Origin of the sequence: Paenibacillus thermotolerans, assembly GCF_028745515.1 — a bacterium.
GTDB lineage: Bacteria > Bacillota > Bacilli > Paenibacillales > YIM-B00363 > Paenibacillus_AE > Paenibacillus_AE thermotolerans.
Map to the genome: position 1 here is coordinate 1 of NZ_JAQZSG010000037.1, position 19,269 is coordinate 19,269.

Annotated in this window: 17 protein-coding genes, 1 pseudogene and 2 riboswitches; of the genes and pseudogenes, 8 read left to right on the forward strand and 10 right to left on the reverse strand. The window is 51.7% G+C overall.

Going from position 1 to position 19,269, the window contains the following annotated elements:
- Positions 1 to 185 precede the first annotated feature (185 nt).
- The 4 genes from PT964_RS22200 to PT964_RS22215 all read right to left on the reverse strand — a co-directional run bounded on the left by PT964_RS22200 (position 186) and on the right by PT964_RS22215 (position 4,155).
- On the reverse strand, positions 186 to 1,781 hold the full coding sequence (locus PT964_RS22200) for a methyl-accepting chemotaxis protein (RefSeq protein WP_274365550.1): 1,596 nt from the start codon (positions 1,779 to 1,781) through the stop codon (positions 186 to 188).
- A gap of 63 nt (positions 1,782 to 1,844) precedes the next feature.
- On the reverse strand, positions 1,845 to 2,516 hold the full coding sequence (locus PT964_RS22205) for a hypothetical protein (RefSeq protein WP_274365551.1): 672 nt from the start codon (positions 2,514 to 2,516) through the stop codon (positions 1,845 to 1,847).
- Between the two features lie 107 nt (positions 2,517 to 2,623).
- Positions 2,624 to 3,472 carry a sensor histidine kinase gene (locus tag PT964_RS22210; RefSeq protein WP_274365552.1) on the reverse strand — a complete coding sequence of 283 codons (849 nt, stop codon included), beginning with the start codon at positions 3,470 to 3,472 and terminating at the stop codon, positions 2,624 to 2,626.
- Between the two features lie 29 nt (positions 3,473 to 3,501).
- Positions 3,502 to 4,155: a response regulator gene (locus tag PT964_RS22215; protein ID WP_274365553.1), complete on the reverse strand. Its 654-nt coding sequence runs from the start codon at positions 4,153 to 4,155 to the stop codon at positions 3,502 to 3,504.
- A gap of 243 nt (positions 4,156 to 4,398) precedes the next feature.
- Here PT964_RS22215 and PT964_RS22220 point away from each other — a divergent pair.
- Positions 4,399 to 7,517 (forward strand): annotated as a pseudogene (locus PT964_RS22220) (bifunctional diguanylate cyclase/phosphodiesterase).
- Here the strand turns inward: PT964_RS22220 and PT964_RS22225 are convergent.
- Together PT964_RS22225 and queF are read right to left on the reverse strand one after the other, a co-directional pair.
- Positions 7,514 to 8,158 (reverse strand): response regulator, encoded by a 645-nt coding sequence (locus tag PT964_RS22225; protein WP_274365554.1) that lies wholly within the window; start codon positions 8,156 to 8,158, stop codon positions 7,514 to 7,516. The pseudogene PT964_RS22220 and the gene PT964_RS22225 sit on opposite strands and share 4 nt — an antisense overlap.
- A gap of 159 nt (positions 8,159 to 8,317) precedes the next feature.
- Positions 8,318 to 8,818, reverse strand: a complete 501-nt coding sequence (queF, locus tag PT964_RS22230; RefSeq protein ID WP_274365555.1) for a preQ(1) synthase — start codon at positions 8,816 to 8,818, stop codon at positions 8,318 to 8,320.
- A 13-nt stretch (positions 8,819 to 8,831) separates the two neighbouring features.
- Positions 8,832 to 8,875: riboswitch (PreQ1 riboswitch) on the reverse strand.
- Positions 8,876 to 9,675: 800 nt separating this feature from the next.
- On the opposite strand from queF, the gene PT964_RS22235 reads away from it, so the two are divergent.
- The 3 genes from PT964_RS22235 to PT964_RS22245 all read left to right on the forward strand — a co-directional run bounded on the left by PT964_RS22235 (position 9,676) and on the right by PT964_RS22245 (position 11,739).
- Entirely contained in the window at positions 9,676 to 10,134 is a 459-nt protein-coding gene (locus PT964_RS22235; protein ID WP_274365556.1) for a GreA/GreB family elongation factor, read from the forward strand.
- 150 nt (positions 10,135 to 10,284) lie between these two features.
- Positions 10,285 to 11,286 (forward strand): FUSC family protein, encoded by a 1,002-nt coding sequence (locus PT964_RS22240; protein WP_274365557.1) that lies wholly within the window; start codon positions 10,285 to 10,287, stop codon positions 11,284 to 11,286.
- A gap of 60 nt (positions 11,287 to 11,346) precedes the next feature.
- Entirely contained in the window at positions 11,347 to 11,739 is a 393-nt protein-coding gene (locus PT964_RS22245) for a VOC family protein (RefSeq protein WP_274365558.1), read from the forward strand.
- Here the strand turns inward: PT964_RS22245 and cls are convergent.
- From cls to PT964_RS22265, 4 genes are all read right to left on the reverse strand, one after another.
- Positions 11,729 to 13,177, reverse strand: coding sequence for a cardiolipin synthase (cls, locus tag PT964_RS22250; protein ID WP_274365559.1), 1,449 nt, complete (start codon positions 13,175 to 13,177; stop codon positions 11,729 to 11,731). The genes PT964_RS22245 and cls overlap by 11 nt on opposite strands.
- 81 nt (positions 13,178 to 13,258) lie before the next feature.
- Positions 13,259 to 13,783: a GNAT family N-acetyltransferase gene (locus tag PT964_RS22255; RefSeq protein ID WP_274365560.1), complete on the reverse strand. Its 525-nt coding sequence runs from the start codon at positions 13,781 to 13,783 to the stop codon at positions 13,259 to 13,261.
- A 44-nt stretch (positions 13,784 to 13,827) separates the two neighbouring features.
- Entirely contained in the window at positions 13,828 to 14,454 is a 627-nt protein-coding gene (locus tag PT964_RS22260; RefSeq protein WP_274365588.1) for a trimeric intracellular cation channel family protein, read from the reverse strand.
- A gap of 76 nt (positions 14,455 to 14,530) precedes the next feature.
- Positions 14,531 to 14,610, reverse strand: a riboswitch (ZMP/ZTP riboswitch).
- 49 nt (positions 14,611 to 14,659) lie between these two features.
- Positions 14,660 to 15,943 carry a uracil/xanthine transporter gene (locus PT964_RS22265; RefSeq protein ID WP_274365561.1) on the reverse strand — a complete coding sequence of 428 codons (1,284 nt, stop codon included), beginning with the start codon at positions 15,941 to 15,943 and terminating at the stop codon, positions 14,660 to 14,662.
- Between the two features lie 224 nt (positions 15,944 to 16,167).
- Between PT964_RS22265 and PT964_RS22270 the strand changes: the two genes are divergently transcribed.
- The 4 genes from PT964_RS22270 to PT964_RS22285 all read left to right on the forward strand — a co-directional run bounded on the left by PT964_RS22270 (position 16,168) and on the right by PT964_RS22285 (position 19,257).
- Positions 16,168 to 16,947 carry a Cof-type HAD-IIB family hydrolase gene (locus PT964_RS22270; RefSeq protein WP_274365562.1) on the forward strand — a complete coding sequence of 260 codons (780 nt, stop codon included), beginning with the start codon at positions 16,168 to 16,170 and terminating at the stop codon, positions 16,945 to 16,947.
- Between the two features lie 470 nt (positions 16,948 to 17,417).
- Entirely contained in the window at positions 17,418 to 17,792 is a 375-nt protein-coding gene (locus PT964_RS22275; protein WP_274365563.1) for a GntR family transcriptional regulator, read from the forward strand.
- 6 nt (positions 17,793 to 17,798) lie between these two features.
- Complete coding sequence (locus PT964_RS22280) at positions 17,799 to 18,668, forward strand: ABC transporter ATP-binding protein (protein ID WP_274365564.1); 870 nt, start codon at positions 17,799 to 17,801, stop codon at positions 18,666 to 18,668.
- Positions 18,649 to 19,257, forward strand: a complete 609-nt coding sequence (locus PT964_RS22285) for an ABC-2 transporter permease (protein ID WP_274365565.1) — start codon at positions 18,649 to 18,651, stop codon at positions 19,255 to 19,257. Before PT964_RS22280 ends, PT964_RS22285 begins: the two co-directional genes overlap by 20 nt.
- Positions 19,258 to 19,269 lie beyond the last annotated feature (12 nt).

Sequence of the window (19,269 nt, forward strand, 5' to 3'; positions counted from 1 at the left end):
GTGGTGTGAGAGGTCAGGGGCTAGCCGCCCCTATCTACTCGATTCGTGAAGCTCCAAAAATACTTCCGTAATTTTCGGGTCGAAATGAATTCCTTTCTGCGACTCTATGTATCGGACCGCTTTCGCGGATGACATGCTTTTTTTGTAAGATCGGTCGCTGATCAGCGCGTCGTATAAGAAGACCGCTACAATCTGAAATAATCGACGGACTTGCGCAGCGCTCCTGCCATTCCCGACAACGATTGGACGGTAGCCGCCGTTTCGTGAGCGCCTGCCGCGGCTTCCTCGCTTACCGCCGCAATGGTGTTAATGGAATGCATGACCTCGGCCGATTGAGCGGCTTGTTGTTCGCCTGCCGCCGCGATCTCATGCACCCTCTGCGACGTCGCATTCAATACGGATACGATACGGTCGAAGGATGCCGCCGACCGCCGGGCGTACTCCGCATTATCGGCGGCCGATTTCACGCTTGCGTTCGTGCTTTGCTGCATCGCATGTATAATAGCCCCGATTTGTTTCGTCGCTTGGGCGCTTCGCTCCGCCAGCTTCCGCACTTCGTCGGCCACGACGGCGAACCCTCTTCCCTGGTCGCCGGCTCTGGCCGCTTCGATCGCCGCATTTAACGCCAGCAGATTGGTCTGATCCGCAATATCTTCAATGACATCGATAATTTCGCCGATCTGGTTGGAATCCTTCTCCAGCTGATTCATCTGGCTGCTCACTTGTCGGATTCCTTCAATGAAATGACGAACCGAATCGCCGCCCTCATTCGCCGCCGAAAGCGCCTGGTTCGCCAGCTCGGAGGCTTGTCCGGCGCTGCTGGCAACCGCGTTGATCGCTTCATTGAACTCGGCGAACAGCTCATTGATCGTCTGAGCCGATTCCGCTTGACTTGCGCTTCCTCCGGCGATTTCCTCCATGCTGACGTTTATGTCCCTGGTCGCGGTTTCGACCGCTTCGGCCGAACCTTTTACTTCGCCGATCATGTGCCGCAAATTGGCTGCCATCTGGTTCAACGAGGCTGCCAGTTCGCCGATTTCATCGTTCGATCGGACAAGGAGCGCCTCTTCGTGCAACCCCCCTTCGGAAATGCTGCGGGTCCTCACGGACACCTCCGACACGGTGCGGACGATGCCTTGCGATATTTTCCAGCCGATGATAACCGCAATCAGCAGCAGCACCCCCGAAATCCCCGCAAGAAGCAGCAAAGACTGAAGCTTCGTACGGTTTGCGGCGGCCATATTTTGCTTTGCGTTCGTGTCCAGCATCTCCTGAACCCTATCCAAATTCGTTCTGGCCGTTTCAAACAGCGCTTCATTCTGCTGCTTGTCTTCCGTTTCAAAGCTTCTACTTTCGATCAACCGCTCGCTTTGCTCGATCCACCGGTCCAAATCGGATTTAAATGCGGTGAGATGATAGAACGAATCTTTGCCGGATTCCGGATGAATGATGCTGCGAAATTCCTTCTCCCCGTTCAAGATTTGTTCCGCTTGGCCGGTTCTTTCTCTTACTTGTCCAATATTGCCCCGGAAATCCTCAATGCCGCTTTCGGAGCCGCCCTCGCTTGCCGCTTCCCGCAAAGCGATGCGCGCCTGATACAAATCCCGGTCCGCATTCAACAATAGATTGGAAGAACGGTAGTTTACATCGTACAAAGCCTGCGATAAATCGTTCGTCAATTGATTCATATAGTAGATGGAAAGGATACACGTAATTATTAATGCCAACACCGGAAAGAGCAATATGACCAGCATCTTGCCTCGTAGTTTCATACCGTCCATGGAAACCGCTCCTCGTCCATTCGTAAATTTGCGATCGTTAATTACAGCGCTTCAGACCATGTTTCATTCGTATAGTTCCGGCAGGGGCAGCGCTAACCTTATTTTGACCTCATAGTCCAATGCGTCTTCTCCCGCATGCACTTTTACTTCCATAAGGCCGTTAAGCTCGGACAGCTTACCCCATAGCTGCGGCGTAAGAAATACGGCTGAATCGTCCGCCTCTCGTCCGATCCGCCCCCCGCATTGAATCGCCATACTCCCGTTCGATTTTTCAAGCTTTACATACAGCTCCTGATGATCATCGTCAACTTGACGAAGGCTTAAGATGAGATGTTTGACGATTGAATACGCTTTCATTTCGTGTTCGGAGGCGATCCTTTCTCCTTCCGCAAATCCTGCCGTCTCCAACCGGACTTTACAGCCGCCGTTCGCTTCGAACTGCCGGGTCCACCGGAATAAAGCCGGAATTAAGCCCAAAGTCGCCAATACATAATAGCAGGTGCCGGCCGCATAACTTCTGACCCTTTCCAACGATTGAGCCGCTAACTGTTTTACGCTCTGAAAATGTTGAGAAACGGGCCCTTCCTGTACCTGCTGTTCGATCACATTCAGTCCGAGTAGCACGCTGTACAGTATTTGGCTTATATCCTCGAACAGCAGCTTTGAAATGAGCATGTATTCTTCCTTCAGGTCATCGTCCGTCGAAAAATGCGGTACTTCAAGCGAGTGTGCCATTGATTACCCCCGTCAATAAGTCGATACATTATTATGGTAAAAATAGCGCCTCCGCCGCATCTGGGGAAGCCCTTATTTTTATTAGGGGAAATCTCGTATCTTGTTGCTTATTTAACCGGAACGACGACCGTAACGGTTGTTCCCGCACCCGGAACGGAGTGAATTTCCGCTTTTCCGTTCATTAGCGCCGCCCGCTCTTGCATGCTGTACAGTCCGAGCCCGTTGTTTCTCTCCGATTCCGCCGGCTCAAAGCCTCTCCCGTAATCTTTGATGACGATCGTTAAGACGTCCCCCTCATCCTCGACGACGACCTCAACCTCGGCCGTGTCCGCATATTTCGCCGCATTCGTCAAAGCCTCTTGGCAAATTCGATAAATCGCGGTTTCCAGATGCGGACCGTATCGGCGCGGGCGGCCCTGCACGGTCAGTTTTACGCGAATGCCGAACAAGTACTCGTAACGCTCAAAATAAGTCTTCAATGCCGGAATCAGCCCTAAATCGTCCAAAGTCGGAGGGCGGAGCTCAACCGCCAGCGATTTGACCTCATCCATCGCTTTCGAAGTTAACCGCTCGACCTCCAACAGATGATCCTTGACGGACTCCTCCATCTTCAATTGATTCACGATTTTCAAGCCGATCAGTACGCTGTACAACGCTTGTCCGACACTGTCGTGCAAATCTCTGGAAACCCTCCTTCTTTCCTCTTCCTGCGCCTGGATAACGCTTTTCGTTATCATATGCCGGAAGTTCTGCTCGCTGGCTTTACCCTTTTTCAAGCTTAAATAAAAACAAATGCGCATGGAAACGTAGCAAAACAAAGCGGCCAATACCGGCAGTACGATCAAGCAGGCAACCGTATTGTCATGGAGCAGCCAAGCGAACAAAGCGATAAGAAGCAAATTGAATGCGGCCGCTATGAGGCTGTGCATCGAAGTTTTTTTGAAAAGATCGTCCATGATGGCTAGCCCCCCGTTGCGTATGTAAATTAGCCGATTTCCAAAATTCCTCTCCGAATCGCATATTGCACTAATTCGGAACGGGTTTTGAGCTGCAGTTTTCCGACAATATTCGACTTATGGACCTCGACCGTTTTCACCGATAAGAAGAGCATCTCCGCAATTTCCTTATTTGAGTACCCTTTCACAATAAAGGATAAAATCTCCTTCTCCCGAGGCGTCAGTTCATCATAGCTGTCCGATTTCTCGCCTTTGTTAACGTGTAAAATATACTCTTCGATCAACGATTTGGTCGCTTGCGGATAAAGATACGCTTCGCCGCGGTACACGGTTCGAATGGCCGTCATGACGTCCATATCGTCGGCACTCTTCAATATATATCCGGACGCGCCGGCGTTAAAAACCCGAAACAAATACTCCTTATCGTCATGCATCGTAAGCACCAATATTTCGGATTGCGGGAACTCCTTCTTGATTCGGCCGGTCGTAACCAGACCGTTCTCGCCGGGCATATTCAAATCCATAACAATGACGTCCGGACGCAGCTCCATCGCTTTCTCGAACGCCTCCTCCCCGCTTCCGACGCCGGCGACGACCTTCATATCGTCCTGAGAGTTAATTAACATCGTTAAACCGGAACGGACAATGGCGTGGTCATCGACCAACATGACTTGGATACTCAACGATATTCCTCCTGTTGAATGAAACAGCTTATCTTCATTGTATTTGAACAGCCTTCGACAAAAAATAAGGAAATTCCCCTATTACCTTTCAAAATCCGACAATTTACAATAGATATTGTCAGATTGTTAACAATAGATGTGAAAAAAGGAGTTCCGGCTGTGAAGGATGCATCCACATTTTTTTCTTCTCAAAACTTCAAATGGAAAAGCCAACTGATCTGGGCTGCAGCTTTAACCGCCGTAATGGCCGTATCGCTCCTGTTCCCCGCGGAATTCGTAATAAACAGACACTTGTCCGTTCACGTGCTTCTGGAGACGGTGTCGGCGTCGATCTCGTTCGTAATCTTTTATATCGGCTTAAGAGCATATGACTCTTACCGGCCGGGAAACTTTCTGATTCTCTCCTGCGGCTTTATGGCCGTCGGGACGCTCGATTTGCTTCATCTGCTTTCTCCCGGCGGCACGCACAAAGCCATTTTCTTTTGGCAAATGTCACGGTTGATTGCCGCGTCCGCGCTGACCGTCTTTACGGCGGTTCCCGTCCATCCGATTCGCAAGAAACCCTCACGGTACCTTCTCTATGCAGCAGCGGCAGCCGCCGCAATCGCGATCGCCTGGTTCGGACTGTTCCATTCGGACCTTTATCCGCAGACCATCATGGAGGGCCAAGGTTTTACACCTTTTAAAGCGTCCGTCGATTATGCCCTCGCATTGATACATATATTCAACATCTTGCTTCTAGCGGCGAAAACCGGCAATCGCCGCGTCATATTCAATTCCCGCCATATGGTTGCCGCCATCATCGCCATGACGGCCAGCCAGCTTTGCTTCACGCTTTATCACTCCGCTCACGACAGCGTCAATTTGCTTGGGCATATCTATAAAATACTAGCGCTCATCTTCGTGTTCAAAGCGATTTACCGGGAAAATATCGATCAGCCGATGCGGAAGCTGGAGCAATTGAAGCTGGAGCTTCAGCGGCAATTTGAACAAGTGCATACCGCCTTTCAAAGCATCTATGACGCTGTCGTCATCGCGGACAGCGAGCACAGGGTCGATTTTATGAACCGGAATGCGCAGTATTTGACGGGGTGGAGCATGAAGGAGGCGGCCGGTCGGCCGATCAAGGAAATCATAAACATAGTCGACGGAAGCAAACAACAGTCGATAGACATCAACAAAGATATCCAATCGGGACATCTGCTGACCAAGCTGCATCGGATGCTGGAAGTCGAACTGACCGCTTCGCCCATTGTCTCGGCATCCGGCGACATAACCGGACACGTCATCGTCTTCCGCGATATCGGCGACCGCTTGCTTATCCAAAAAGCGCGCGACAGGCTGCTGGCGATCATGGAGGAAACGACCGACTTAATGGCCGTTGTGAATGTATCGGGAACGATCGAATATTTCAACAAAGCGGCGCTCCGGATGCTGGATATCGGCGAGGGGGAGGATATTTCAAGCATGCTTCTTCGCGATGCGCACTCTCCAAGCTTACGGGGGAAGCTTGATGCCGCCTTGGCCGAGGCCGAAGCAAAGGGCGTGTGGCACGGCGAATCCGTACTGCTCGCGAGAACGGGGAAACTGATTCCCGTATCGCAGGTCATCGTCGCGCATAAACGGCCTGACGGTACGTTGGATCACTACTCGACGGTCGCCAGAGACATAACGGACTGGAAGCGGGCGCAGGAGAAGAATGCGCTGGCGACGGAAGTATTTGAGAACGTGTCGGAAGGCGTTATGCTGACGGACCGCAATCAATCCATTCTGTATGTCAATCCATCGTTCACCGAGCTTACGGGTTACGGCGCGGAAGAGGTCCTCGGCGCCCGTCCGAGTATGTTAAGCTCCGGCTGGCATAATAAAGAGTTTTATGACCGGATGTGGTCGGAAATTAACCATACCGGCAAATGGCACGGGGAAATATGGAATAAGAAAAAGAACGGAACCTTGTACGCGGAAGAGCTGTCGATTAGCGCCGTCAAAGACGCTTCCGGCGAAATCACCCATTATGTCGCCATCTTCAATGACATTACGGTTCGCAAAGATTTGGAGGCGAAAATTCATTATCAGGCGCAGCACGACATATTAACCGGCTTGCCCAACCGGCTCCTTCTGCAGGATCGAATCGTCCAGGCCATTCAACATGTGCAAAACAGCAACAGAAAAGCGGGAGTATTATTCATTGATTTGGACCGGTTCAAGCGCATCAACGACAGCTTGGGCCATTCCGTTGGAGATAAGCTGCTGCAGGCGATCGGAGAAAGGCTTAAGCAATGCATCCGCGCCAGCGACACCGTTGCCAGAATCGGAGGGGACGAGCTCATTGTGCTGCTCCCGAATGTATTGTCCGAGGACGATTGCAAGCGGGTTGCCGAGAAAATCATCCATGTTATGGGCAAACCGATTCTTATCGAAGGCAACGAGCTTTATGTTACCTGCAGCATCGGCATCAGCATGTGTCCGGCAGACGGCAGCGACCCCGACACGTTAATACAGAAAGCGGACTCGGCCATGTATCGCGCCAAGATGTCCGGCAGAAACAAATACCGCTTTCACGATTTGTCCTGCTACACAGGGAAGCGCCCGCTTAGGATCGAAAGTCAATTGCGCAAAGCGTTCGATAACGAAGAATTCGTTCTGCATTATCAACCGAAAGTCAATATTCAAACGAACGAAATCGTCGGCATGGAAGCGTTAATCCGGTGGCAATCCAAAGACTACGGCCTCGTCCCTCCGAACGAATTTATTCCGGTGGCGGAGGATACGGGACTTATCGTTTCCCTTGATCGTTGGGTGCTGCATCGGGCATGCTTGCAAACGAAGCAGTGGCGCGATCTGGGATTGCGCTCGTTGAAGATTTCCGTCAATCTGTCCATGCTTCAATTCCAACAGGATGGCTTCTTCGAGACGATCGAGCAAATTTTGCATGAAACGGGGCTCCCGCCCTCGCTGCTTGACATAGAATTGACGGAGAGCACCATGATGAACATCCTGAACTGACGGTTCAACTGTTAAGCAAGCTGAAGGGAATCGGAGTATGTATTTCCCTCGACGATTTCGGCACCGGGTACTCGTCCTTCGACTATTTGCGCAAATTCCCGTTAAACACCTTGAAAATCGACCGATCCTTCATTAGCAACGTAACGGACAGCGCCGACGACCGAACCATCGTGCGCGCCTTAATTCAAATGGCTCATAATTTAAAGCTGTCCGTCGTGGCGGAAGGGGTAGAGACGGAGGATCAGCTTGCGCTGCTTCGGGAGGAGCGCTGCGACATCGTCCAAGGCTATGTATTCGGCAAGCCGCTTCCGCCGGAGGATTTCGTCAAGCTGCTTCCCTTGGCTAACGCCGTTTAGTGTGACAAATCCATAAGATTGTTTTTCAGCGCATATTGGATCAACTGCTGCTTCGTGCGAAGGTTCAGCTTCGACATAACCTTGTATTTATGATTTTCCGCCGTCTTTACGCTAATATGCAGCAGCTGAGCAATGTCCCGGTTCGAATAACCGAGAGCCGTCAGCCTTACGATGTCCCGTTCCCTGTTCGTAAGCAGGGGCCGTTTCGGCCGATCGGCCTCTCTTAACCAAGCTTTCACCGTCTCCGCGGATGCGGCGGGCTCAAAGAAGTATTTTCCTCCGTATACGGAAACGATCGCCTTCTCGAGCTGTTCCTTGCTGGAAGTTTTCAATAAATAACCCTTTGCACCGCTGATTGCGGCTTGCCTGACATATTGCTCATCGTCGTACATCGTCAGCACAATAAATTTGGTAACCGGGCGGAGAAGCAGCCCTTCCCTTATGGCGCTTAATCCGCTTCTGCCGCCCGGGAACGACAAATCCATCAGAACGACGTCCGGTTCAAGCCTGCAAAGCTCGCGAACCGTCTCCTCGGGATCGGCCGCCTCTCCGACGACTTTGATTGTGGGACTTGATTGCAGCAGCAGCGTCAGTCCTTTGCGAACCAAATTGTGATCGTCCGCAATAAGTACCTTTATCACCCTCCGCGTCCCCCTTAGAATGTTTGTAATTTGTTGTTATTTTTTTACAATAATGCCGCGGCGGCAAAATCGTTGTGACGAATGTCAAATAAAAGCGATCGTAAAATGAAAACAGCCATCGGCAATGATCGACGGCTGTTATTATTCCCTTACTCGGCTCTACCGGTTATCCACCTTCTCAGGGTATAAATCGTGATTGAGCATACGGTGCTCCGCCATCGCTTCATACTTCGTCCCCGGGCGTCCCCAATTGCAATACGGATCAATGGAAATTCCCCCGCGAGGGGTAAACTTGCCCCATACTTCAATATATCGGGGTTCCATCAATTCGATCAGATCGTTCATAATAATATTGACGCAATCCTCGTGAAAATCGCCGTGGTTGCGAAAGCTGAACAAATAAAGCTTCAAAGACTTGCTTTCCACCATTTTTCGTTCCGGAATATAAGAAATGTAAAGAGTCGCAAAATCCGGCTGACCGGTTACCGGACAAAGGCTCGTAAACTCGGGACAATTGAATTTGACGAAATAATCGCGGCCGGGGTGCTTGTTCTCGAACGTCTCGAGCAGCTTCGGATTGTAACCGAACTCATACGTTGTCCCCTGATTGCCGAGCAGCGTAACGTGCGGCATGTCTTCCTTCGTTCTTCCTGCGGACATATATTCATTCTCCTAGTCATTAGTTTTTTATAGAGGGAGTTCCCGAACCTCTCCTAAAGCGGCGGAAGCCGCTTCAGATTTACATTAAACAGTATGTACTATACCACAGAGTGCAAAAGGATGCACGCCGCGGCGGCGGGCAGGAAATGTCACAACAGGGTGCGGGATGTACCTTTGGGCTCCAAGCGGCTGGCGGATCGTTCTAACGGACAAGGACGCAGTTATTCGGCGTTTTGAATGGAGTTTTCAGTTGTAACGGACACCACTGCAGTTATTGCACCGAAAAAGCAGGGAACACCGCCAGAAATCAAGTTTTAACGTCTCTGGTGTCCGCTAGAGGAACAGCTGTGAGCAAAATCGGCGAAATAGCGTCTGCGGTGTCCGTTAACACCGCAGGGTTATCGAGGACGCCAAAAAATGCGCCATTCGAAACCGAATGGCGCATTGCTCCCGATTATACCGCTTTTCGTCTTAATCCCGCTCGGCCGAGTTCACCATATGCTCCGCCACCATAGTAAGGCGCGAGTAAAACAGTTCCCGGTCGAGACCTCCGAGCCCGATCTCATCCATCGCTTCCTTCATGCAGCGAAGCCACGCCTTCGCGCGCCGCGGCGCTCGCTCCTCCGCGCAGCTTTTCTTATCCGTTAAGTATAATGCCTGCAACAATCGTCAGGTGTGATGCAGATCACAATTCGATTCTTTTCCTATAATATACATACCACGCATGGAGTTTGCGAAGGCAATCTATTATAATATCGATAGGTCCCGTTTCGGCGGGACTTATTTTTCTAAGGAGGGGTTTTGGATGAATATCGTCACACAGGGCTGGAACAACAAAATCGGAGGTGACACATACAATGAACCCTAGCATAATGACCGGCGCCCGAAATCACTTAGTGAATCAGCTCATATTTTTCGACGAACATTACACGGCCTTTTTCGATATGTATTTTCTGGAACCGAACAAGGAACGGACCGCAATGGAAAAGCTGATCCATCGGTATTGGGAAGCGCTGGAGCTCATCTTGACCCAGGACGATTCGACGCTGTCCAATACGCTGAACACGACTGTCTTGGTAGGCAGCACCGTGAAAGTTTACTACTACGAGGATCGCGAATCGGAGGAGTATACGATCGTCTACCCTACCGAAAGCGACCCCGACAAAAATCGTATATCATTCCTGTCCCCGATCGGCCGACAGCTGCTGCTCGCTTCTTTGGGGGCCGATATGACCCTCGTAACCCCGGCAGTCAACCAGAGCATTCGGATCGAAGCAGTGAAGCTGACCTATTTAGGCGGATTTATTATGGATTAAATAGACGAAAACGGAGCATCAGGCTACCCTGAGAACTCCGTTTTTATTTTTTCGGTTACGTATACGTAAGCAAATATAACACAAAACCTCCATTTCACAATCATTGATGTTATTATACATCACATGAAAGTGAATGGGAGTGAAGCTCAGGTGGTAATCGGACTTCGAGTCGTAAAAACAGTCATTTCCATTGCAATCAGCATCGCGATTGCCCGCGCGCTTAGGTTGGAGCCGGCACATTTTGCCGGGATCATCTCCATGCTGGCCGTTCAGCCCTCGGTGTACCAATCGCTCAGGCACACGCTGCTGCATCTGGCAAGCGCGTTGTTCTCCTCGCTTGCGGCCATAACGGCCGCGCTCCTGCTCGGCAACGGGGCGCTCGTCATTTCGGCCGTTTCTTTGCTGGTGATGGCGCTGCATGTGAGCTTCAAGCAGACGACCTCGTTAACGCTCTCCGTCATCGTAGCCGTCAATACGCTGGGAATGGCCGATCATTTCTCCGGGGGCACCGCCGCGTATCACCAATTTTTTCTCGTATTGATCGGAATGCTGGCCGGAACTGCCGTCAACGCCATTCACCGGCCGATGCACCGGGAGCGCGAAGAGGTGCTGCTGGCGAAGTCCGAGCAAATGCTGCGCGTACTGCTTCACTATGTGCAGCTTGATGTGCAGTCCGGACGAATGACGCCTTACAAAACCGAGATGAGAAAACAAATCGAAGAAGTGAGGTCTTATATCGAAAAGGGAAAGAGTATATCCCAGCTCATTCGGGAGGACCGGTGGATTCATAAAAGCGCCGACGCCGGCGCCGGGGAGCTGTTTCGAACGTACGAAACGATGGTGGAGCGCATACGCGATCTTGTTAAAGCGCTGCAGAAAGCGGATCTGCGGCTGTCGGAAGCCTCAAGGCTCGATCGGGCGATTCGTCTCGTTCTGAGAGTACAAGAGCGCGCCTCTTCCGGAACGAAGTCCCCTCACGCCCGCATGCTCATTCAAGCGTTAAGCCGCAGCCCCCGCCCGAGCGCTCCGGCTTCCGCCGCGGAGATCGGCGGATTATTCCCGTACTATCAAGCGTACAACGCGTTAATCGAATATGTGCAGGAGATCGGCTCGGACAAATACGTGCCGATCGCGCACCGAATTTCGGATTGACGGATGCGCTATTATCCCCTATTATTTTCCGGTACATGTAGAAGGACAGGGGAGAGCGTCATGCATATCGAACGGTTGGATCATCTAGTGCTGACGGTGCGCGATCCGGAAGCGACGTCGGCTTTTTACTCCGAAGTTATGGGGATGGAAATCGTCCGCTTCGGCGCAGGCCGGTTGGCGCTGCAGTTCGGCAGCCAAAAAATGAACCTTCATCAGCTGGGCAAGGAATTCGAGCCGAAGGCGGCGGTACCTACGCCCGGCTCTGCGGATTTGTGTTTTATTACAAGTACGCCGATCGATGAGGTAATGAAGCGGCTCAAGCTGCTTGGAGTTGCGGTGGAAGAAGGACCGGTGCCGCGCACCGGCGCTTTGGGACCGATCCAGTCGGTTTATTTCCGGGATCCCGATTTCAATCTGATTGAGGTTTCCAATTATACGAACGTTATAGAATAGGCGACAGCAGCCTTGAAATCGACTCTTTAAACCGGACCCAGCCCGGCCGCCGCTCGTATTGTTCAAGGTAAAGCGGCCGGGAAACCGCCAAATCCTGCGCGAAGATGTCGGCAAGTCTTTTCGAAACCGACTCGTCGTAAATAAACGCGTTCACCTCGAAGTTCAGCTTCAAGCTTCGGTTATCGATGTTGGCCGTTCCTACGGACGCTAAGCGCTCGTCAACGACAATAGTCTTGGCATGGATGAAGCCGTTATTGTATTGATAAACCTTCACGCCCGCCTTCAGCAGCTCGCCGACATAAGAAAGCGTTGCCCAATAGACGAAAATATGATCTGGCTTGTCCGGAATCATCAGGTGAACCGCAACGCCGGATAAAGCCGCGATGCGAATCGCATCCATCAGGCTCGAATCGGGAATAAAGTAAGGAGTTTGTATGTAAATGGACTCCTTGGCGGATGCGATCATTTTCATATAACCGTTCTTGATATGCTCAAAGTCCGAGTCCGGACCGCTCGTGACGATTTGCAGCCCGACATCTCCTTTAGACTCCATAGGGGGAAACAGCGACGGCGCATAATGAATTACGTTGCGGCTCGAGGCTTGATTCCAATCCAAAATAAAACGCATATGAAGCGCATATACGGCAGTGCCTTGAATCCGCAAATGCGTATCCCGCCAATAGCCGAATCTTTCGTTTAATCCGAGATACTCGTCCCCGACGTTGAAGCCGCCCACATATCCGATTTTTCCGTCAATAATGACCAGCTTGCGATGGTTACGAAAGTTGATCCTGAAGTTAAGCAGGCGCAGCTTGGACGGAAAGAATGCCTCCGCGAGCCCTCCCGCCTCCCGGTATTTTCGGAAGAAGCCTCTTTTCAAGCCTCTCGAGCCGAGCTCGTCATACAGCACGCGGACCTTAACGCCCTGCTTCGCTTTCTCGGTCAAGGCGTCGATCAGCCGGCGGCCGAGCTTGTCGTTCTGGATAATATAATATTGAACGTGGATATAATCCCGGGCCGCCTCGATATCTTGAAACAATCGGCTGAATTTCGCTTCCCCGTCCGTAAATATATCCAGCTCGTTATCCTCCGTATAAAAGGCGTTATTATTGCAAAGCTGCATATAAATTAAGTCTTTATTCGCACGGGACGTCTCGTTGCCGTAATGAAACCGGCCGGATTCGATCCGGGTCAACTGCTCCGCGAGCAGCTGCTCGACTCCGACCTTTCCCCAGTCCTCCCAATAAAACAGATGCTTTCGCCTGAAATTTTGCGCCGTCAGCAAATACATAATAAATCCGAGGACAGGAATAAAAAACAAGACGAGCAGCCAAGCCCATGTGGAGCCGACGTCTTTCCTTTCTTTAAAAATGACGACGGCCGCCAGCACAATATTGAGCAAATACACGAGTCCGATCAGTATCGATTCAAGGGTCATAGACTGCGCCTCCTCAACGCAAAAATAATCCGCCGGTGTAACCCGACGGAATCCATGCGCTGCCTTATATTATCCCAAATGTTACCGCTTATCATCAACCTTTTTTTCGTACAAATTAGCGCTCCAGCCGTCTCCGTCCACCCGACGAATGAATGTAAAGCCCGCCGACCGGTAAAATTCGTTAAGCTTCGGGTTATCGGCCATACAATCCAGACGGAAAACGCCTTTGCCCCGCTCCGCCAAGTACTGCTCCGCCAGCTGAAGCATCCGCGCTCCGATTCCTCTTCCCGCATGACGACGGTCCACGACAAGCCGGTGCAAATAGCCCGCTTCTCCCGGCTTCGTCTCGCCGCCCCACAGCGCTTCGTCCGAATCCACCAAGAAGAACGTACCGACCGCTTCTTCGCCGTCCAGCACCAAGAACATTTCGCTGAGATCAAATACATATTTTACCGCATCGTAGGTCACCTGCTCGGCGATCCATTGATTGATGCCGTTCCGCTGCATAAAGGCGAAAGCGTCCGCCCACAGCGAGTGGACGCGCTCGAGGTCGTCTTCCGCCGCTCTTGCAAGATAAAGCTCGTCCAAGCGTATTGCTTTTTCCATGATAGGTGTACGGCTCCTTTATTCGATCATATCTAGGCCTATCGTCATACATTCGCGCTTGACAATCTTTTTCCTGCTTTTAAGCTTCGTTTCGGCAGACGCCAGTTTTTATATACCGAAATCATGCGAAGAGACAGGATGAGCAAAAACAAAACATACATCTGCCACCCGTCCCGGCCGAAGCCGAGACCGACGGCCAAGCCTCCGAGCAACGCCCATACGCCGTAAATCTCTTCCCGAAAAATAAGCGGTTTTCTTTTGGCGAGCACATCCCGTACGATGCCCCCGCCGCTGCCCGTCAGCAGTGCCGCCATAACAATCGCCGGGATCGGGAGATTTTTGTGAGCCGCGTACAGCGCGCCTTGAATCGCGAAAGCCGCAAGTCCGACCGCATCGAAAAAGATCCACTTCCGCACATGCTTAAACCATAAATCCGGAATCAAATAAACGATCGAAATCGCGGACAACGCCGCTATGATCAGCGTACTCTCGGACCAAAGCTGCAGCGGGGAAACTTCAATCAGCACGTTGCGGATCATTCCTCCGCCGAATGCGGTTACAAGCCCAAGCATGTAAACGCCCAAAATGTCGTACTCCTCTTCCATTGCGGAAATCGAACCGCTGATTGCAAACGCAACGGTTCCGATAAAGGTAAGCAGCTCCCAGGCCATCATCGGCGATACGTCTCCCTTGTCGATAAGATTTGAGACACAAAAAAAAGCATTCGACGGATGTTCTCCCGTCAAACACTTTCGCCCAGGCGTACGGCTTTATATTCTGTGTGCTCCCTCGTGGTTCCCCACGCTGCGCCAGTCACACACAGCCGAAATATATGCAATAGTGTAGCACGATTTCGGTCCGATGGACAGTCTTTATTTAAGCCTTTTCCCAATTTATAGTCATTTCCATAAGGATGGAAATCAGCACTCCCATGATGAAGCCGTTCGTTACGAAGGCCCGCACTAGCACCGGAAGTCCGCCGAACAGATTGACGTCCACGTTCATGATCCCGACTCCCGCAAGCACAGGCACGGCCAACCGGTGGATGGTTACCGAATTGAACTCGGTTCCCTTCAAGCTTTTCAGCGAAGTGCCGAACAGCTGCAAATACGCAACGAACAGCACCGCGTTTCCTACCGTTACGGGCATGCCGGCCAATAAGCCGCCAAAGGCCGGAATGAGCCCTAGAATCGACATCAGAGCGCCGCCGATCAGAAACGGCTTTCGGTCGAAAATACGCGTGCTTTCCAAAAATCCGATCGAGGAGGAGAACGGCGCATACGACACCAAACCCAGCACGGCGGCGGCGACGGAATAAACGCCGGTCAGTATAAAAGACCGATGTAATCGGCTTTGCGTTGCCTCTTCTTGAAGCAAATCCGATACGGCCCGGACGGCGGCGACGTTATTGCTCATATTCAGCATGCTTGCAAGAAAGGTGATCGCAATAATGCCGACATTTCCGTTCGGAAGCCCGAACGGAAACAGCGGCACATGCAGCGAAGCCGCACCTCCGGCCGCGGCACTCTCCGACGGGAACAACAGCACATACAACAGCCAGCCGGCTATGATGCCGATCAGGATGGAAAAGTTGCCGATCGCGCTTTTTCCCTTAATTTTAAGTAAGCTAACGAAGATCACGATGCCGACCGAGAACAAGCTGACAGGCACGTCGAGCGAGCCGTCCTCCGATATTTTCAGCATGCCCTTGAAGAAGATCAGAATGAGCTGGAACGTCAGCAAAAACAAGTACACGCTCATGACCATCGGAGTAAACAGCTTTTGGATAAAGGTCATCAGGTTCAACGCTCCGAGCACCGCCACAACAATGCCGGCCAGCAGCATCCCCGTCGCAATGCCGCCGCCGATGGAGGTCAGACTCATCCCCATGCTTGATGCGGAAACGGACAAATTTAGCAACAAGCCCCACATGACGCCCGAATGGCCTTCCATCAACGGAAAGCGGTGCCCGATCAGACCCTGAATGACGCCGGCCAACCCTGTAAAAATAAGCGAGCTTCGAAGAATGCCCGCGATTTCATCCGGCGGAAGCTGGAATGCCGTGCCGATCGAGATCGGTACGACGACCGTATTGGCAAAAATAAAAAAGAACCATTGCAACGAAGCGAACGAGGTAGTCAAAGCGGACGATTTCGGCATACGCTCACCTTTCAGTTTTATGGAAACAAAACCGTCCGGCATCGCCGCCGGACGGTTCTTTTCAATTTTTGCGACGATTGGACTTATTATACACGCTCATCCGCCCGAACACCATTCCCGCCGGGGACCGCCTCTTCCGCTACTGGCTGTCATTTTTCTTGATGGAATGGTATTTTTAGAATACGTTTAAATCAAGATATAAAGAGAAGGAGAGAGAAGAAACGATGCCGCAAAAGCTTATTTTTTTCGATATCGACGGAACGCTGCTTGACCATGAAAAGAAGCTCCCTTCGTCCACCAAGGAGGCGGTCGCTCGGCTGCAGCGAGACGGGCACGACGTAGCCATCGCAACCGGACGCTCTCCTTTCATGTTCAAGCCATTGCTTGAAGAGCTAAACATTGATTCATATGTTAGCTTGAACGGACAATATGTCGTCTACCGCGGCGAGCCGATTTACCGAAATCCGATCTCTCCGAAACTGCTGCGGGCGTTTACGGAAGATGCGCTGAAGGGGGAGCACCCGATCGTCTACCAGGACGAGCAAGGAATGAAGACAAGCATGCCTGACCACGAACGAGTGATAACCGGTTTCGGCAACCTCAGGTACCCGCTTCCGGAACATGACGCGGAATATTATTTGCATCGGGACATTTATCAGATGCTGCTGTTCTGCACCGCGGACGAGGAGCCCGCTTACACCGCCAAATACGCCGGCGAACTCCGTTTCGTGCGCTGGCATCCGGTATCGATGGACGTGATGCCGGTTAACGGCTCGAAGGCCGCCGGGATCGGCCGGTTTATCGAACGGGTCGGCATCGGCTTGGAAGACGTATATGCTTTCGGCGACCATTACAACGATCTGGAGATGCTGAAGTTCGTCGGCAACAGCGTCGCAATGGGGAACGCGCCGGATGAGGTGAAGCGGGCGGCTAAGTATGTGACGACGGACGTGAAGGACGACGGCATTATGAACGGCCTGAAGCAGGTCGGGCTGCTGAAATAGAGAAGATGGGGCTGTCCCAAAAGTTATCGTAGATGACTTTTAGGGGCAACCCTTTTACAGTTTTATTTTTCCACTGTTTCTCGCCACTCCTCGCTAACCCCTGCAGTGCTAACGGACGCCACATACGTTATTTCGCCAATTTACCCACTGCCAAACCGCTAACGGACGCCACGGACGCTAAACCTCGATTTTTGACGCTTATCCCTGCTTTTTCGAGGCAATAACTGCAGTAGTGTCCGTTAAAACTGCAAACTCCATTCAAAACACCAAATAACTGCACCCTTGTCCGTTAGAAGTGATCCGCCAGCCATCCGTACTTTTCGATCCATCAAACCGGCCACCTCCCTCGAAAAAAGCAACTTTCCCTAAAACCTGCCTCTTTTTTAAGTCGTCAGTTGACAGCCAGAACTACAACCGTATATATTGTGTATGTGTAATATATACATTTGGCGCACTTGAGGTGATATCGGTTGCACATAACGATCTCCCCGAGCTCGGGGGAGCCGATCTACTCCCAGATCGTCAGCCAAGTCAAGGAACAAATATGGGACGGCACGCTGCCAAACGGATATGCGCTTCCCTCGATTCGGCAATTGGCCAAGGACCTGCGCATCAGCGTCATTACAACGAAACGGGCATACGAGGAGCTTGAACGGGACGGCTACATTACATCTCATGTAGGACGCGGCTCGTTCGTCTCATGGGAGCGAACAGAGGAACTGCTCGAGGACCGGAAGGAGCGCGTCCGCGAGCTGATCGGCGAAGCGGTCAAGGAAGGAAAACGGCTGAACATGAGCTCGGCTGATTTGGTAGAGCTGCTGCGTGCGAAATACGAGGAGGATTGAACGAGGATGGCCATCGAACTGCATAAAGTATCGAAGCGATTTCGCGGATTTACACTGGAGCCGTTATCGCTCCGGATCAACCAAGGGTATATTACGGGACTAATCGGTCAGAACGGCGCCGGAAAAAGCACCACGCTCCGTATTTTGCTGCAGCTGCTAAGACCGGATACGGGAAACATACGCATCTTCGGACTGGATCCCGCGACACATGGAGTGGAAATTAAAGAACGCATCGGATTTGTGCTTGACGAGAACCACTTTTACGAGCATCTGTCGGCGGAGGAAATGAAGCGAATCATCGCCCCGTTCTACTCCAGCTGGAACGAGAAATCGTTCCGCCAATACGCGGACCGATTCGAGCTGCCGCTTCGCCGAAAAATTAAGCAATATTCCAAGGGTATGAAGATGAAGCTGTCGCTGGCGATCGCACTCTCCCATGAGACGGAGCTGCTCATTATGGACGAACCGACCTCCGGGCTGGATCCCGTCGTCCGAAGGGAAGTGATCGACCTGCTGCAGGAATACATTCAGAATGAAAGGCGCACCGTCATTTTCTCGACCCACATTACGACCGATCTGGAATCCGTCGCCGATTACATTGCCTTCCTTCATAAAGGACGGCTCGTGTTTCATGAAACGGTCGAAGACATTAACGATCGGTACGCATTGGTCAAAGGGAAAGGACGCGTCGACGACGGAAGCCGAAGCTTGCTTGTCGGCTGCCGCCAAACGTCCTCCGGCTTCGAAGGCTTGACGGCCGACCGCCAAACCGCACTGGCCGCATTCCCCGGTGCCGAGCTTTATGAAGCTTCGCTCGAGGAAATTATGTATTTCACCGCGCAAGGAGGGGCACGGAATGCTCAAGCTGCTTACTAAAGACCTCATAGTTCAGAAGCGTAATCTTTGGCTGGCACTTATTTTCAATCTTGTATTTCTGGTTCTTACCCAGCTCGGTTACACGTTGGCGATGACCGCCATTGCGTATATGCTCATAGCCGGCTCGATCGGAATCGACGATAAAAATAATACGCACGTGCTGATCAACAGCTTGCCTGTACGAAGAACAGACGTCATCCGCGCCAGATTTCTCGGGCTCATCGCGTACACCGTATTTTCCGGACTTCTTGTATTTATATCGAGCTTGGTCGTACAGCTGATCGATGCAAATCTTCCGGATTTCCAATGGACGGATGCGGCGTGGGCATTCGCCTCCATTATCGCCATCGGATCGATCACTTATTTGCTGTCGCTGTTCTTGGACCGTGTTTTGCTGCAGTACGTCGGATTTGCCATCATCATGCTGTATGCGACGACCTTCTCCATCTTTCAATATGCCATAGGCAAAATGTCCGCCACCATAGGGATGGCATGGCTCACCGCAGCAGGTGTGGGAGTGGGGCTGCTTATATTCGTTCTGGCGTATCTCATTTCGGTTCCCGTCTACGAGCGGAAGGATCTGGCATAACAAAGAAAAAGG

Coding starts and splice junctions, on each gene's coding strand:
- PT964_RS22200 (WP_274365550.1), bottom strand. CDS start 1,781: ATGGACGGTATGAAACTACGAGGCAAGATGCTGGTCATATTGCTCTTT.
- PT964_RS22205 (WP_274365551.1), bottom strand. CDS start 2,516: ATGGCACACTCGCTTGAAGTACCGCATTTTTCGACGGACGATGACCTG.
- PT964_RS22210 (WP_274365552.1), bottom strand. CDS start 3,472: ATGGACGATCTTTTCAAAAAAACTTCGATGCACAGCCTCATAGCGGCC.
- queF (WP_274365555.1), bottom strand. CDS start 8,818: ATGTCCGCAGGAAGAACGAAGGAAGACATGCCGCACGTTACGCTGCTC.
- PT964_RS22235 (WP_274365556.1), top strand. CDS start 9,676: ATGAACCCTAGCATAATGACCGGCGCCCGAAATCACTTAGTGAATCAG.
- PT964_RS22245 (WP_274365558.1), top strand. CDS start 11,347: ATGCATATCGAACGGTTGGATCATCTAGTGCTGACGGTGCGCGATCCG.
- cls (WP_274365559.1), bottom strand. CDS start 13,177: ATGACCCTTGAATCGATACTGATCGGACTCGTGTATTTGCTCAATATT.
- PT964_RS22255 (WP_274365560.1), bottom strand. CDS start 13,783: ATGGAAAAAGCAATACGCTTGGACGAGCTTTATCTTGCAAGAGCGGCG.
- PT964_RS22260 (WP_274365588.1), bottom strand. CDS start 14,454: ATGGCCTGGGAGCTGCTTACCTTTATCGGAACCGTTGCGTTTGCAATC.
- PT964_RS22265 (WP_274365561.1), bottom strand. CDS start 15,943: ATGCCGAAATCGTCCGCTTTGACTACCTCGTTCGCTTCGTTGCAATGG.
- PT964_RS22270 (WP_274365562.1), top strand. CDS start 16,168: ATGCCGCAAAAGCTTATTTTTTTCGATATCGACGGAACGCTGCTTGAC.
- PT964_RS22280 (WP_274365564.1), top strand. CDS start 17,799: ATGGCCATCGAACTGCATAAAGTATCGAAGCGATTTCGCGGATTTACA.
- PT964_RS22285 (WP_274365565.1), top strand. CDS start 18,649: ATGCTCAAGCTGCTTACTAAAGACCTCATAGTTCAGAAGCGTAATCTT.